Genomic DNA, 15,859 nt, shown 5'->3' with positions numbered 1-15,859 from the left:
GGCTGGATAAATTACTACAAGATTGCCTTTATGAAATCTTTTATGACGGAGATTAAATCATGGCTGAATCATCGATTAAGACAACTGATTTGGAAAAGATGGAAGAAAGTTTCCACTCGATACCAACGGTTGAAAAGACTGGGAATTGACCATGACGAATCACTCAAAATGGCTGGGAGCCGAAAGGCTTACTGGCGACTTTCAAAAACAATGACTTTACACCGTGCTATAACAAATAAAAGACTCGTACAGTGGGGATTAAAAGATTTAATCTACCTGTACGAGCGTTAAAGATATTTAAATTATTGAACCGCCGTATACGGAACCGTACGTACGGTGGTGTGAGGGGTCGGTAAATAAATTAATTATTTACCTCCTACTCGATTAGGTCTTGAGGCTGATTTTATCATTTTCTAATGCATGTAGAGGGGAAATTGATTATACTTATGGGGAAGAATCTATAGCTAAGAGGTGATATTTTGAATAAACGTTGGTTAATTATGATATTAGGAATACTTGGCTTACTGATGGTCTATGAGTTATTTAATAATCGTTTTTCTATTATTATGCTGGCTATTGGTATTGGGAGTTTATTGTTAAAAGATCGAACCTCCCGAAAAAATCAAAATACTCTATTTATAATTGGTGTTTTTACAATTTTACTTGCACTATTTTCTAATCGAATGATATTAGCCTTTATTGTAGTCGGTCTATTATTATTTATCGGAGAAAATCCGGAGATTTATCAACTTATTCGTGAGCTATTAACGGGTAAGAAAACGTTAAAGAATCAAAATGACTTTGTAATGGTCGATTTTGAACAAACAAATAATTCGACCTTTAAAGTCTCTCGGAATCAATGGATTGGAGAAAATAGAGAAACAGAAGAGGATATTTATAGTTGGGAAGATATAAATTTTACAAAGGTCATTGGGAACACGGTCTTTGATTTAGGAAATACTTTATTACCCAAAGAAACAAATATTATTCTGGTAAGACAAGGTATCGGAAAGATAAAGATTCTTGTACCAGAAGGTGTGGCTATTTCTTTGAATACTAGCATGCTGATAGGAAAGGTTTTTGTTGGAGAGGAAGAAATTGACCTAAAAAACGAAACACTCCACTGGTATTCAAATACTTATTATACAAATACGAGAAAAGTAAAAGTTATGGCTAATATATTGATTGGAGAAGTAGAGGTGGTGTTTTTATGAAAAGCAAGACACTAAAAGATTTTAGTCTCTGCTTCATATCTTCTTTTGCTATCTACAATGCCTTAATCTTTTTTGTTATGCTAAATTTTACGGATGAAAAATGGAGTGATATTTTCTTAGAACGAAGAATCACAAATTTACCGCTTATTTTATATTTAGTTATATTTTCATTTATAACAGCTTTTTTAGTTCTTTCGTATTTTAAGATTAAAGATCGTCGAAAAATGAAAAAAATTGAGAATGCCTTGCGTATGTTGAATGAAGGCCAGTATTCAGCAAAAATATTTCTACAGATGTTTTCTGAAGAGACTCCTGTGCAAGTTAATAAAGTGATCGATCGTGAAATTCTTAAATTACACGAAAAAATGATTCTCATTTCCGAAGAGGCGGTTAGTGTATCCCAACAAGCTTCTACGATCAGCGAAGAAACTCGTGAAGAAATATTGGAAGGTGAAAGACATCGGATTGCTCGGGAATTACATGATTCAGTAAGTCAGCAACTATTTGCAGCTGCCATGCTTCTTTCAACGATTCAAGAAAATAAAGAGTTACTTCCTGAGGCATTTAAACCTCAAATTACGATGATTGGAGAGATTATTGGCGATGCTCAGTCAGAAATGCGGGCTTTACTTTTACATCTACGGCCTATAAAATTAGATGGTAAATCCTTAAAAGAGGGAATTGAACAATTACTGAGTGAACTGGAATCGAAAGTTCCCATCAGTATTTCTCATGAAATTGAAGATGTGAAGCTTACAGAAGTTGTGGAAGATCATTTGTTTCGAATCGTTCAAGAACTTTTATCGAATGTTTTACGTCATTCACAAGCTTCTGAATTAGAAGTTTATTTAAAGAAAACAAGGGATTCTTACCAGTTACGCTTTGTTGATGATGGAAAAGGTTTTGACATGGAACAGAAAAAAGATAGTGGATTTGGTTTACGCAATATAAAAGAACGTATGGCAGGCTTAGGCGGGAATGTTCGAATTATTTCTTTTCCTAATCAAGGAACAAGTGTTGAAATTCGAATACCGTTAATTACGGGAGGATAGCGATGATAAAATTATTAATTGTAGATGATCATGAGATGGTCCGTTTAGGCCTTACTTCTTATTTCTCAGTTTTAGAGGATATTGAAGTCATTGGCGAAGCGGAAAATGGAGCTGAAGGGGTAAAAATGGCTTTAAAGGATTATCCGGATGTCATTTTGATGGATTTAGTTATGGACACGATGGATGGTATTGAAGCGACGGAAGTTATTTTGAAAGAATGGCCAGAAGCTAAAATTTTAATTTTGACCAGTTTTTTAGATGATGAAAAAGTATATCCTGCGATGGAAGCTGGCGCTAGTGGTTATTTATTAAAAACATCCTCAGCAAGTGATATTGCGAAAGCCATAAGACGTACATACTCGGGAGAAGCTATTATCGAAGAGGCAGTTTCAGAAAAATTAGAAGAAATTGAAAAAAACGGGGACAGGCGTCGATTACATGAAGACTTGACGAGTCGTGAATTAGAGGTCTTGCATTTAATTGCGGATGGTTTATCGAATCAAGAAATTGCGGATAAATTGTTTATTACGTTAAAAACAGTGAAGACACATGTTTCAAATATTTTATCAAAGCTCGAAGTTTCTGACCGTACACAAGCAACGATTTATGCTTTTAAGCATGGACTGATCAATTAAGCTTTATATAAAATAGAAAGTAAAAAACCACTAACTCCTTTTTTGGAATTAGTGGTTTTGTGTTTATATTTAATCTTGGGTTAATATGACCGGTAACACCATTGGGCGGCGTTCGGTCTCTGCATATAAGAATTGACGTAAATCTTCAATTAAATCATTACGCATTTTGTATTCATTGATCTGACTATAGTTAAAGGAACGTTGAATACTTTGTTGAGCAATTCGTTGTGCCTTATGGATTAAATCACCAGATTCTCGCATATAAATAAATCCACGTGAAATAATATCTGGACCAGCTAAAATTTGTCTCTTCTCTGTATCTATTGTTGCAACAACGACTACAAGTCCGCTATCTGAAAGAATACGGCGATCACGCAATACAACATTCCCAATATCCCCAATTCCACTTCCATCAATATAGACATCATCAGCAGGAAATTCACCTGCACGTCGAGCTTCCTGGCCTGTAAAGGCTAAAATCTCGCCGTTGTCTAAAATAAAACAGTGGTCAGGATCTACACCTGTTTTTATCGCTAGGTCTACATGTTCATGCTGCATACGACGTTCACCATGGATAGGAACAAAGAATTTTGGTTTCATTAAACGCAGCATTAATTTTAGCTCTTGTTGAGCACCATGCCCAGAAGTATGGATGTTGTTTACTTTACCGTGAACAATTCGAGCGCCTGCTTCAAGTAAACGGTCAATCAGACTATTTACAGAATTTGTATTTCCTGGAATAGGTGAGCTAGAAAAAATTACGGTATCTCCAGGGATAATTGAAATTTGTCGGTGAGTCCCATTCGCGATACGGCTTAAGGCTGCCATTGGTTCCCCTTGAGAACCTGTACATAAAAGTAAGACCTCGTTTGGCTTATATTTATTAATTTCATTCGGCTCAATAAATATTTCGGGATCTTCTTTAATATAGCCTAACTCAATCCCTACATTAATTCCATTCACCATACTACGTCCAAAAATGGCTACTTTCCGACCAGATAAACGCGCCGCTCGTATAACTTGTTGAATACGAGATAAGTTAGAGGCAAAAGAAGCAAAGATAATGCGTCCTTCAATATTTTCTACTAAACTCATAATCGATTCACTAACAACTTCTTCTGAATTTGTAAAACCAGCTATTTCAGCGTTGGTACTATCGGATAGAAGGGTAATTACTCCTTCTTCACCAATTCGCGCCATTTTTTGTAAATTTGCATCTTTTCCAAAAGGAGGTGTGAAATCAAACTTGAAATCTCCAGTCTGTACAACATATCCATAAGGTGTGTTTACGGCAATACCAAATGATTCTGCCACACTATGATTCGTATGGAAAAATTCTACAGACAATTTACGGAATTTAATAATAGAATCTTCTGTTACTTCATGCAACTTCGCATCTCTTAATAAATGATGTTCGCTCAATTTATTTCGAATCATGGCTAGGGCAAGCTTACTTCCGTAAATGGGAACATTTAATTGCTTTAATAAATAAGGAACCCCACCAATATGGTCTTCATGATTATGTGTAATAAATAAGCCTTTAATCTTATCTTTATTCTCTACTAAATAGCTGTAATCAGGGATAACATAATCAATCCCTAATAAATCATCTTCAGGAAATTTAATTCCAGCATCGATGATAATTAACTCATCTTGAAACTGCACGCCATAAGTGTTTTTCCCGATTTCATCAAGACCACCTAGGCCAAATACTGCAACCTCGTTATTATTTATATTCGGTTTCATTCGGATATATACTCCTCTTTCTGTTTATAATTTATAAATTTCGTAATCTGGCATCTATTCAAAAACTTATATCTAAACACACGTTATTTAAACAAATTAAGCAGTCTCATCCCTTGTCTCTATCTGCGTGCAACTTTGCTTAAATATTATGTACGTCTTTCCGTTCTCTTAAATGCGTCAGTACGCAATGTTAGAATTATTTTAGCATAGAAAAATACTTAAGTATAGCAACAAACCATTGAAACCGTTTCCCCTTCGGGAAATGAATGAAGAAAGCAGAAAGAAACAGAAAAATGTTTCGAACGTAAGTAGATTAATTACGTTTTACTTGGTACAATAAATGAGAAAAGAGGTGGACCAATGAGTCGACAAGAAAAAATCGTTGAAATAGTAAGTGAACATAAAAAAATTGAAGTTAATGAATTATCGAAAAAACTTGAAGTTTCGAAAGTAACGATTCGAAAAGATTTAGATAAATTAGAATCCAGAGGAATTTTACATCGAGTACATGGTTATGCGGTATTAAATAGTGAAGATGATTTAAATTATCGTTTAGCCATTAATTATGAATTAAAGCGGAAAATAGCAAAAGAAGCCGCCATGGAAGTAGAAGACAACGAAACCGTTCTGATTGAATCAGGTTCCACCTGTGCTTTATTAGCAGAAGAGTTAGCTTTTAATCGTAAGAATGTAACAATCATAACAAATTCCAGCTTTATTGCTGGCTATGTAAGAAATAGTGAGAGTGTCAATGTTATTTTGTTAGGTGGCGAATATCAGAAAAAATCACAAGTTAATATTGGTGTTTTAACGGAGCTAGCCATTAATCAATTCTATGTCGATAAACTTTTTATTGGAATTGATGGGGTAGATGAAAAAAGAGGTTTTACAAGCGTAGATCTTCGTCGCTCAGAAACGGCTAGAATGATGGCCGAACAAGCTGAAAATGTTATTATTTTAACGGATTCTAGTAAGTTTGATGCGAAAGGAACCGTTACAGAGTTTCAGTTTTCAGAAGTTACAAAAGTGTACACAGATTCAGGTATTCGTATGGAGGATAAACACTTTTTGAACCATCACCATATTCAGGTGATTACAGTTTAGTCGTTAAATGTTACACTAACAGAAGATAAAATAAAATGAATTAAGAACGCAGGAGGAACTATGGAATTAAAATTAATTGGAATCGATATGGACGATACTCTTCTTCGAGAAAATAAGACGTATGATGAAGAAAGATTTAAAAAAGTATATGAAGAACTCAAAGAACAAGGGATTACAACCGTTATTGCTTCAGGAAATTCATATCCAAGACTGGATGAGTACTTTTCGCATATGAATCATGAGGATCTATATTTTGCTGGAGATAACGGAAACTATATTGTTAAAAAAGAAGAAGTTCTTCATAAAGCCGTGGTTGATTATCCAGAAATATGGGAAGTGGCTAAAAAATTAAGTGAAATGGACAATATTAGCAGTATTTATTGTGATGGGGTTCATTCTTATTCAACAGGTATAAATAAAGAGTATGAAGACTATATTTTAAGTTATTATGGAAATTTACAAATTGTGGATTCTCTAGATGAAATAAAGATGGATGAAATTGTAAAAATTGCCAATCATATGCCTTCTTCTTTGGAAGAGATAAAGAAAAATGCTCAAAAAATAACTGATGAATTTTCAACCTTTAATGCGGTTAGTAGTGGTGGAGGCTGGTTTGATATTTTTGATATCCATGGCGGTAAAGGATCAGCTATTCAGGCATTACAAGAGAAATATAATGCTAAACCTGAAGAAACAATGGTTTTTGGAGATAGCCAAAATGATGCGAGTATGGTAGAGCATGCAAAATACTCAGTAGCCTTATCCAATGCGGATGATAAGTTAAAAGAAATTTCCAATTATGAAATTGGTTCGAATGAAGATCAAGCCGTATTAGATATCCTAGAAGAGTTGATTAAAAAAGGTTCTTTAGAATTTATGGAGCAATATAAAAAATAAGTTCAAAAAAGCTAGAATTATGTTTAACAATATTGTATACTACTAATGTTGATGCAAAATCAACATTATCGGGGGGTATAGCTCAGTTGGGAGAGCGCTTCGCTGGCAGTGAAGAGGTCGTCGGTTCAAGCCCGTCTACTTCCATTTATATGAATACAAAATAAGCTAGAAGTTTGAACTTAAATAACTTCTAGCTTATTTTTATTGTCTAAATTTTTATATAATTTTTAACAATTTCATTTGCTTTATCAACAAGGGCTTTAACGTTGTTATTTCCATAATGGGTATTGGATAACCATGGTCCAATATAAAAGCAAGTATCAAGTTGACCGTATAATTGACTAATGACTTGACTTTCTGGCCAAGTGACTAGGAGACCTCTTTTATCTTTATCTAAAAGAAATCCTTTGTCTAAAAGTCTTGCAAGGAGAGGGTTATCATCGCCAATCTGATCAGTATTGAAATCAAAACCAGAAGCATTAATAACAACATCTGCTTGATAAGACTTACCACTTGCGCTCTTCAACATAAAATTTTCATGCTTTTTAATCTCCATCAAATCAGGTTCAATAAAAAGCTGATCTTGAGTCATGAGTTGATACATATTTGACACAGCATCAGGTGCTAATCGAACTTGGTAGTGGCTAAAGATTGCAGCATAATCTGAATGGTAGCGGGCTTGATCTTTCCTAGATAAGGACATATAAAGATCACCTAAATTCCCAGATAAAAGAGCAATATAGCCTTGAAGTTTTGAAAGCTCAGGATGGTCTTGTCCAAAATAAGTACGATAAGTACCCTTTAAATCAGTAGGATCATATTTTTCACGAATAGCTGCTAGGTCAATATGATTCGCTTTTAAATCCTTACCAATCACTTTGACCATCCGATTTAAGGGAATGACTCCTTTGTTTTTATGCCGTTCTTTTTCAATCCAATTTTTGTCTAAAGAATATTCAAGCGCAGGTCCTTGATAAGGAGGGACTCGCAGGGAATTAAAGTAAGGAATAATCGTAAAAATGCCCATTGGATATTTCAAATCTTTTTCATGGCTAAGGTAGTTCACTAAATCAAAAGCAGTTAGTCCGGATCCAATAATTGCAACTCTTGTTTCTTTGTTGATATGATTTAGTTTTTCGACAACTGGATAAGGATTATGTATATAATTTTTAAGACCCTGTAGATTATAAAAATCTTGGTAGGAGGGAGTTCCCAGTGCTAAAAAGAGATAATTATAAGAACCATGCGGTTTTCCATCAGAGTCTGTTAGTTGATAGACAGTAGCGGAATTTTCTTTTACTACAAGAGTGTCTATTATTTCTTTTTTATAATGGGTAACATTTTCTTCTTCTAATACAGGAATGATTCTTTCTTTGGCATATTCTCCAAAAATGGTTCGAGGCACTAAATCTACTTTTGCATCATATTCTGGGTAATGACGCGTCAGCCATTTTGAAAATTCAAATTTATCTTCAGGATTGATAGACATTGCGGTTGGAAAGGCATTTAGTAGAAGATGAGTATCGTCTTTTCCATAAGCTAAACCAACAGCGGGCTCATCCTTTGGATCAAAAATATCGACTTGTATATCAGTGTCTAATTTCCCTGAACTTTTTAGAGACATTAACAAAGCCGCTCCACTTATACCAAAACCGACAATCGCTATTTTCATTCATAATCACCATTTCTCTTTGTACTTATTCATTAGTTTATCATGAAAGCAATTTATTGTTAAAGTTATGCTTGTGATTACTCAACTACTATTCATAACTTTTCTAAGATGTAGATATGGATGACACATAAATAAAAGTTAGAGATGTAGTTACCAATGAGTATTTAAGTTAATTGGATAATTGAACCGAAAGAAGAAATGTTAATTATGTCGTTTCTTCTTTTTTAATTGACCAAAGATAGAAAAACTAAATTGTTTTTAATTCAGTAAGAAAATGGCTACAAATCAATCATTTCTATTTAAGGATTTTTTGCAATCGGTTAAAAAACCTCCGAAAAATTGAAAGTAAGATTCCTGTACGTATAATGAGACTGCTTGCTGAAAAAGTATTTATATAGAAATTGGAGGATTTTAAGTGAATAAAGTATTTACAGAAACAGGCTTATGGTTAATTGAATTTGAAACTGGAAAAATCAGAATTGGTTTGTCATCAAAAGGACAAGATGATTTAGGGGAGGTTAGTTTCTTTGATCCTTTCCCTATTGATACGGTCACTGAAGGAGAATCATTCTGTTCGATTGAAGCAGCAAAGGCTGTCACAGAAATGGAAGCTCCACTTACTGGAGAAGTTATTACATTTAATGAAGAATTGTTATCTGTTCCAGAGAATTTAAACGAAGAAGATGACGAGTTAAATTGGATCATTGAAGTATCTGTAGAAAATTTTGATAAAGAGGATTACTTGAAAGAAGATTTACCTATCGAAGAGTAATTCATATTTAATTGAAAGGATAGGACAATTTGTACTATATATTAAATGAGAGAAATGGCAAAGAGATTCATGATTCCAAAATAAACACAGCAACCTCTAACTATATTGTAAATCATTTAGATTTAGATGAGCCGGCTGTTTTCTTTAGTATTCATAAGCCGACAGTAATGGTAGGGCGCTATCAAAATGCATATGCTGAAGTTGATCAGCGGTATTTAGAAGAAAATAATATTTTCTTATTGAGACGCTTATCTGGAGGTGGGGCGGTCTATCACGATATGGGGAATATTATGTTTATGCTTACGGGACCTAGTGAAGGCTCAGGACAGAAGCATTTTGTAGAATATTCAAAACCTATTTTAGAAGCTATATCTGCTTTAGGTGTAGAAAATGTTCAAGCATCGGGTAGAAATGATTTACAAATTGGTGATCAAAAATTCTCAGGGACTTCTTTTTATTCGACAAAAGAACATTTTATGTTTGGAGCGACCATTTCATATGACTTAAATAAGGAAGTGGCTGAAAAGGTTTTGAAGCCAAACAAACGAAAATTAAAAGCTCACAGGACGAAATCGGTAAAGGGAAGAATGACGAATGTTAAAGAACATTTAGATTATCCCTATAGTGAATGGTCAACCAGTGAATTTCGAGATTATATTGTCTGTCATATATTTGATGTAGAGACTATTGATCAAGTAAAAACTTACGTCTTAACAGATGAAGATTGGGAACAAATTGATAAAATTGCGGATGAAACTTTTAATAATCCTGAGTGGAATTGGGGAAATCGTTCAGATTTTGAACTAAAGAATACAAGAAGATTTAAACAGGGTACCTTTGAATTTTATGCGGATATAGAAGATGGGAAAATTACGCGTAGTCAAATACTTGGTGATTTTTTTGCGAAAGAAGATTTCAATCGACTGACAATAGATTTGGAAGGAAAAGAATTTCAACCGTCTCAAATAGAAGAAGTCTTAATGAAACATGATTTAGAGAAGATTCTTTCAGATTTAACGGTAGAACAATTATTAACATTAATTTTTGATGAAGAAGAGGAAGAATAAAAAATGAATAGATTTAAAAAGATGGGTTTATTTACTGCAACAACCCTTATTTTAGCAGCATGTGGTGCTGAAGGAACTGAAAGTGAAGACAGAAGAGATTCAGCAGCAAATGAAGAGGTAGAAAATACACAAACAGTACAAGGTGGAACAAAAGCGACTGAAAAAGAAGCAATTATTGAATTTTCTGATGAAGATATCGACGCTTTAACAGCGGAAGAAGGCGAGGGCGAAGATCGTTTAGATACGATTTTAGAACGTGGTGTGATTAAGTTTGGTTATTCTGGTGGCTTTGCACCTTACAACTTTAAAGATCCAGAAACAGGTGAATTTACTGGTTTTGAAACGGATATTGCACATTTAATTGCTGAAGACTTAGGTGTAGAAGCAGAATTTGTGACGATGTCTTTCCAATCACTAGTTCCAGCAACGGATTTAAATGTTGATCATCCTGAGAGTATTGATGTGGCATTAAATAATCATGGACGAACTCCTGAACGTGCAGCAGAACATGACTTTACCTTGCCTTATTTAAACTCGGTATTTGGTGTATGGGTAAATGCAGAGAGTGATATTGAAACAGTAGAAGATTTAAATGGCTTAATTGCTGCCCAAAGTGCGACAGGATCAACAGGAGATGCAGCTAAAGAAGCTGGAGCGTTAGATTTTTTCCCGGTTACAACAGCGACAGACGGAAGAAAAATGGTAGAACAAGGACGTGCAGACTTCCATGTGATGGATTACAACGCAATACTTTGGACACTACAAAATAATCCAAATGATAAACTACGTGTCTTAGATGAAACACTTGAAAGACCTGATCCAGTAGGAATGGCGATTAGTGCAGGAAATCCAAAATTATTAAATGCGTTAAATAAATCCATTGAAGAACATACAAAAAATGGAAACTACAGCGAAATTTATGAGAAATATTTAGGAGAAGATATTTCAGTTGCTCCTGAAATGTTCGATTCATTTAAAGAACAAGCGAATATTTCTTGGGATTAATTATTTGTAAAAGTTGAAAGGAGCAAGGGTTTGGAAAGAAATTTGATGATACTTCGTCAAGCCATCGTTCCGATATTTAGAGGAATGGTCACTGTGACCATTCCTATCTCTATATTAAGCTCTCTAGCGGGATTGATGTTTGGAATTGTGTTAATTATCATGCGTTATAGTAAGTTTGGATTATTTCGTTTTATCTCAAAAAACGTTGTTTGGTTAATACGTGGAACTCCAATGCTTGTTTTGCTTTATTTTCTATTTTTTGGTTTAGCTGAATATAATATTTTACTTTCTTCATGGACGACGGCTTTAATTGCTTTTACTTTTTTTGGAGCAGCTTTTATGTCAGAAACGATTCGCGGTGCAATCCAAGCAGTAGACCAAGGGCAATGGGAAGCGGGACTTTCTTCCGGCTTACCTAAGTTTACCGTTTTTAGATGGATCATTCTTCCGCAAGCTATACCACCGATTATTTCTCCTTTAATAGGGCATTTTATTTCCACCATCAAAATGACATCTTTAGTCAGTAATATCGGTTTATCTGACATGTTATTAGAAGGTAAACAGTTTATTGATTTTTATTATGCCCCTTTTTTAATTTATGGGTTATTAGCTTTTTTCTATTTAATCCTTTTTGCGATTTTGACATTTATTCAAAAGAGAGTTCATCTCTATTTCAATAAAGAACGAGAAGATTTATTAGCGAAATTTTTAATGGAATAATGAAATTACGATAGGAGAATATACATGGGGTCTGGAGCACTAGGAATGGAAATGATGCAGAATGAATTTTCTGCTATTGGTATGCGAAACATTTGGAACGATGTGAATCGTTTAGAAAAAATCTGTGAAGTTGAGATTACTTTAGCAGAAGCACAAGCAGAGTTAGGAATTATACCAGCAGATAAAGCAAAAATTATTCGTGAACAAGTGAATGTAGAAAATATAGATATGCGGAAATTGCGGTTAAGTTATGGGAAATCAGGACATTTTCTTTCTGGTTTTGTGAAGTATTTTGAAGATATTCTACCAGATGATGCTGGAAGTTATCTTCATTATGGTTCGACCACACAAGATATTCTAGACACAGGCATGGTTTTACAGTTAAAAGAAGCACACGAAGATACATTAAAGCGATTAAAAAAGCTTATGCGACTCATTTCATCCAAAGCGAATGCATTAAGTGACGTTGTAGGAGTAGGTAGAGCACATGGAAACCATGCGATTCCTATTAATTATGGTTACAAATTAGCCATCTACCTGAATGAATTAATGGATCTATATCAACGATTGAAAGACTCAGAAGACTACGTGTTTACAAGTGCGATATCAGGCGCAGTCGGTTCTTATGCAGGATACGGTGACAAAGGCTTAGAAATGGCTGAATTAGTAGCGGAAAAATTACATCTATCTTTTGATAAAATTGGCTGGCACACCCAAAGAGGTCGTTTTGTAGAGTATACGCATATCTTAGCGATGCTTAGTGGTGTAATGGGGAAAATGGGCAAAAATTTGTTTGACCTCTCACGCTCTGAAATAAAAGAATTCGATGAATCTTATGGGAAGGGACGACAAGGTTCTACAGCAATGCCCACGATGCGTAATCCTTATTTATCTGAAGCAGTATATAATTTAGCAAATCTTATTCATAATGAAATGAACTTGATGTATCAATCAATGCTCGTCTCTCATGAAAAAGATACAATTGGATGGCGAAACCAGTGGGTAGCCATTCCTGAAATTACAATGTATTTATCCGGTCAATTTGCTTATTTAACAGCGGCCATGCAAAACGGAACTTTCCATTTAGAGGCTATCGAAAGAAACTTACACACGGAACAAGGAATGCTTGTTTCTGAACGGCTGATGATGGCTTTATCTTCAGAAATAGGGAAAAGTGCCGCTCACAAATTAATTTATAACATTGGAAATGAGAGTCGAGAAGAAAATACATCATTTGAAGAAAATGTAAGAGCAGATCAGGCTATTCAAAAAGCTTTATCAGATGAAGAATTAGATGAATTATTTAACGTTCATACTTATGTTGGACAATCAGAAAAATTAGGGAAAGAAATATTGAATAACTATGCGAATTTTAAATTTTAGAGGAGAATCATGTTGCTTGAAAAAATTAACCAAATAAATCTAACAAAATTTAATGAAAAGTTTTCTTTCAATCACACGATTCATACGACGAAAGAAGAGCTGCAGCAATTCATACAATTAGGAGATTTACAGTATGTTTGGTTGCCTGCTTGTCCACGAGCTAATCGGATTACCTCAGTCTTTAAATGGTATAAGCTAGATCATTCTATTACAGAACATCATTTATCGCCTTATTATAAATTAGGAGATAATTGGGTATTTGATGCAGAAGACGATATTTTTGAAGAGACATCGATTCAGGATTATTTTCCTAAAGATATTAAAGCGACACAACCTTTTTTATATGATCAATCAGAAAAAAAGATAATCTCAAATAATACGTATCATATGAGTATGCTAATGGCAGAACTAATGGATGAAATAAAAGATGTCGAAGCAGATAAAAGTCTATTTCCAATAGAGTATCGAGAAATGTTAAGAAAATGGAATGCCTGGCTTTATAAAAACGTGAATTTAAAAATTTATCAAGTGGCTTCAAAAACAGATGAAGATAAAAAAAGTGGAATGAAAGAACTTAAAACGGCTTATGATTTACTGAATAATTATTTATCAGAAACGGATTATTTATACGGCAATCAGTTGACAGAATCAGATTTTCGTTTATTCCATAATTTGATTCGACATCAAATTTACTTTAAACAGTTTAAAGTGTTTGATCGATCATTAGAAGAATGGACTTCTTTGGAACAATATGTTCAAAGAATTTTAAAAAAACATCCTAAGATATTTGATGATTTGTATTTTGATGAGATAAGAAAAACACATTTTCGATCAGAACATAATATTAAAAAATACGGTTTTGTTGAAGATATTCCTTCATTAGAAGAAGTTTTTCCATTTTCAGAAAAATAAATACCAAAGGAACGCCTTTTTAGGGGGTTCCTTTTTGATCGTTATCCATTTGTATAACTTATATTTGCTATACTAAAATATAAGGACATTTATCAAATGAGTATTAAATATATGGTAATATTGATTTCTTAGATAATAATAATTGTGATTTCAAAAAATATTATAAGGGAAAAGGATTGGATAAAATGATGAATTGGCAACATAAAGTTCAATATTACGAAACAGATCAAATGCAAATTGTGCATCATTCAAACTATATTCGATGGTTTGAAGAAGCTCGGACTTATTTAATGGATGAAATGGGCTTTAGTTATTTTCAAATGGAAGATGAAGGGATTATTGTACCTGTTTTGTCTGCATATGCTGAATACAAAAGTATGGTGCGTTTTGGAGAGACAGTTGAGATCGAAGCAAAAATTACAGAATTCACAGGCGTTAAATTAACGATCCATTATGAAGTAAGAGATATAGATACAAAAGAAATACGTTCGGTTGGTGAGACAAAACACGCTTTTTTAGATAAGGAAACGTATCGACCAATCTCTTTGAAAAGAAAACATAAATCTATATTTGAGTTGTTCAATCGCATGAGGGATATACATAAAGAAAAATAGAGAAAAGTAATAAATAGATTATATTGTCCTTCTTTTTTAGGTATTCTTCTCCTTAAATGCTAAAATATATTTATTCAAACGAAGAAAGGAATTGTATGTATAGAGATAATGAATTAATGATTAGACCTATAACGGAAAAAGATTTAATGGATATTTGGGAGCTTGTTTATAAAGAAGAAGCCCCTGAATGGAAAAAGTGGGATGCTCCTTATTATCCTCACACTACAAAATCATATGAAGAGTTTATGAAAGAAACAGATCATTGGGTTGGCCAGGAATCTCGATGGGCGATTGAAGTAAATGGTCATTTTATTGGGATGGTTTCTTATTATTGGGAAGATAAACCTTCTAAATGGTTAGAAATGGGAATTATTCTCTATCAATCAAATCATTGGGGAAAAGGGATAGGAACTCGTGCTTTAAAAATGTGGATGAATCATTTATTTAATACATTACCCATACAACGTGTTGGATTCACGACATGGTCAGGGAATAAACGCATGATTCAAGTTGGCGAAAAGTTGGGAATGAAGATGGAAGCTAAAATAAGAAGAGTGCGATATTATAAGGGTCATTATTATGACTCCATTAGGATGGGTCTTTTACGTGAAGAATGGGAAGATCGAAAAATATCTTAATCGATACAAAAAGTCAGATATTTTCTTCTGGCTTTTTTGTCTGAGTTCTGTATTTTAATAAGATTTACTTATCGTATTCATCTAGTTTTTCAATTTTTCCATGCTCATTATGGATAATTACTTTTGTACCAGCTTCTTTGGCTCTTTTTTCGGCTTCATCAACTGCTTCTTTTCGATCATCTGTTGTACAAACAGGATCCTCTTCGCCTTCTTTTTTTACTGCCCATTTCTTCTCATCACCAGGAACCACATGGAATCTTGCATCTTCTGTACCCGCTCTTTTTTCGAAATAATTTCCTCGTCCATCATCATGCTTTGCCATTTCCAATCCTCCTTGTATAATAACTTCACTTCATAGGCTTTTCTTAGATCAATTATTTATTTACATGAGAATCAATCTATTAACCTTATTTAGCCATTTTTACCTT

Annotated in this window: 17 protein-coding genes and 1 tRNA gene; 15 read left to right on the top strand and 3 right to left on the bottom strand. The window is 33.9% G+C overall.

The window, feature by feature from the left end:
* The 4 genes from BUB96_RS05255 to BUB96_RS05240 all read left to right on the top strand — a co-directional run.
* A partial coding sequence (locus BUB96_RS05255; protein WP_073297462.1) for a group II intron maturase-specific domain-containing protein occupies nt 1-291 on the top strand: 291 nt, incomplete at its 5' end.
* Between the two features lie 188 nt (nt 292-479).
* Complete coding sequence (gene liaF / locus BUB96_RS05250; protein ID WP_073297456.1) at nt 480-1,214, top strand: cell wall-active antibiotics response protein LiaF; 735 nt, start codon at nt 480-482, stop codon at nt 1,212-1,214.
* Nucleotides 1,211-2,266: a sensor histidine kinase gene (locus BUB96_RS05245; protein ID WP_073297453.1), complete on the top strand. Its 1,056-nt coding sequence runs from the start codon at nt 1,211-1,213 to the stop codon at nt 2,264-2,266. Before liaF ends, BUB96_RS05245 begins: the two co-directional genes overlap by 4 nt.
* A 2-nt stretch (nt 2,267-2,268) precedes the next feature.
* Nucleotides 2,269-2,901, top strand: a complete 633-nt coding sequence (locus BUB96_RS05240) for a response regulator transcription factor (protein ID WP_073297450.1) — start codon at nt 2,269-2,271, stop codon at nt 2,899-2,901.
* A gap of 69 nt (nt 2,902-2,970) precedes the next feature.
* On the opposite strand, the gene rnjA is transcribed toward BUB96_RS05240, so the two are convergent.
* Nucleotides 2,971-4,647: a ribonuclease J1 gene (gene rnjA / locus BUB96_RS05235; RefSeq protein ID WP_073297447.1), complete on the bottom strand. Its 1,677-nt coding sequence runs from the start codon at nt 4,645-4,647 to the stop codon at nt 2,971-2,973.
* Nucleotides 4,648-5,007: 360 nt separating this feature from the next.
* Here rnjA and BUB96_RS05230 point away from each other — a divergent pair, with 360 nt between their 5' ends.
* The 3 genes from BUB96_RS05230 to BUB96_RS05220 all read left to right on the top strand — a co-directional run bounded on the left by BUB96_RS05230 (nt 5,008) and on the right by BUB96_RS05220 (nt 6,792).
* Complete coding sequence (locus BUB96_RS05230; protein WP_073297444.1) at nt 5,008-5,751, top strand: DeoR/GlpR family DNA-binding transcription regulator; 744 nt, start codon at nt 5,008-5,010, stop codon at nt 5,749-5,751.
* A 60-nt stretch (nt 5,752-5,811) separates the two neighbouring features.
* Nucleotides 5,812-6,648: a Cof-type HAD-IIB family hydrolase gene (locus BUB96_RS05225; protein ID WP_073297441.1), complete on the top strand. Its 837-nt coding sequence runs from the start codon at nt 5,812-5,814 to the stop codon at nt 6,646-6,648.
* Nucleotides 6,649-6,719: 71 nt separating this feature from the next.
* Nucleotides 6,720-6,792: transfer RNA gene (locus tag BUB96_RS05220), tRNA-Ala, on the top strand.
* Nucleotides 6,793-6,856: 64 nt separating this feature from the next.
* Here BUB96_RS05220 and BUB96_RS05215 read toward each other — a convergent pair.
* Nucleotides 6,857-8,320: an FAD/NAD(P)-binding protein gene (locus BUB96_RS05215; protein WP_073297437.1), complete on the bottom strand. Its 1,464-nt coding sequence runs from the start codon at nt 8,318-8,320 to the stop codon at nt 6,857-6,859.
* 415 nt (nt 8,321-8,735) lie between these two features.
* Between BUB96_RS05215 and BUB96_RS05210 the strand changes: the two genes are divergently transcribed.
* The 8 genes from BUB96_RS05210 to BUB96_RS05175 all read left to right on the top strand — a co-directional run bounded on the left by BUB96_RS05210 (nt 8,736) and on the right by BUB96_RS05175 (nt 15,431).
* Nucleotides 8,736-9,092: a glycine cleavage system H family protein gene (locus BUB96_RS05210; protein ID WP_073297432.1), complete on the top strand. Its 357-nt coding sequence runs from the start codon at nt 8,736-8,738 to the stop codon at nt 9,090-9,092.
* A 29-nt stretch (nt 9,093-9,121) separates the two neighbouring features.
* Nucleotides 9,122-10,159, top strand: coding sequence for a lipoate--protein ligase (locus BUB96_RS05205; RefSeq protein ID WP_073297428.1), 1,038 nt, complete (start codon nt 9,122-9,124; stop codon nt 10,157-10,159).
* 3 nt (nt 10,160-10,162) lie between these two features.
* Complete coding sequence (locus BUB96_RS05200) at nt 10,163-11,164, top strand: substrate-binding periplasmic protein (RefSeq protein WP_073297424.1); 1,002 nt, start codon at nt 10,163-10,165, stop codon at nt 11,162-11,164.
* Nucleotides 11,165-11,194: 30 nt separating this feature from the next.
* Entirely contained in the window at nt 11,195-11,884 is a 690-nt protein-coding gene (locus BUB96_RS05195; RefSeq protein WP_073297421.1) for an amino acid ABC transporter permease, read from the top strand.
* A 24-nt stretch (nt 11,885-11,908) separates the two neighbouring features.
* Nucleotides 11,909-13,267, top strand: a complete 1,359-nt coding sequence (locus BUB96_RS05190; protein WP_073297418.1) for a class-II fumarase/aspartase family protein — start codon at nt 11,909-11,911, stop codon at nt 13,265-13,267.
* 9 nt (nt 13,268-13,276) lie between these two features.
* Entirely contained in the window at nt 13,277-14,179 is a 903-nt protein-coding gene (locus BUB96_RS05185; protein ID WP_143274282.1) for a glutathione S-transferase C-terminal domain-containing protein, read from the top strand.
* A gap of 185 nt (nt 14,180-14,364) precedes the next feature.
* On the top strand, nt 14,365-14,793 hold the full coding sequence (locus BUB96_RS05180; protein WP_073297409.1) for an acyl-CoA thioesterase: 429 nt from the start codon (nt 14,365-14,367) through the stop codon (nt 14,791-14,793).
* Nucleotides 14,794-14,888: 95 nt separating this feature from the next.
* On the top strand, nt 14,889-15,431 hold the full coding sequence (locus BUB96_RS05175) for a GNAT family N-acetyltransferase (RefSeq protein WP_073297406.1): 543 nt from the start codon (nt 14,889-14,891) through the stop codon (nt 15,429-15,431).
* Between the two features lie 64 nt (nt 15,432-15,495).
* On the opposite strand, the gene BUB96_RS05170 is transcribed toward BUB96_RS05175, so the two are convergent.
* The gene (locus tag BUB96_RS05170; protein ID WP_073297403.1) at nt 15,496-15,753 is read right to left on the bottom strand and encodes a DUF2188 domain-containing protein; all 258 of its coding nucleotides are present in this window, start codon (nt 15,751-15,753) and stop codon (nt 15,496-15,498) included.
* Nucleotides 15,754-15,859 lie beyond the last annotated feature (106 nt).

Origin of the sequence: Atopostipes suicloacalis DSM 15692, assembly GCF_900129085.1 — a bacterium.
GTDB classification, from domain to species: Bacteria; Bacillota; Bacilli; order Lactobacillales; family Carnobacteriaceae_A; genus Atopostipes; species Atopostipes suicloacalis.
The sequence above is the reverse complement of the archived record's forward strand: the minus strand, read 5'-3'. Positions and strand labels throughout refer to the sequence as shown.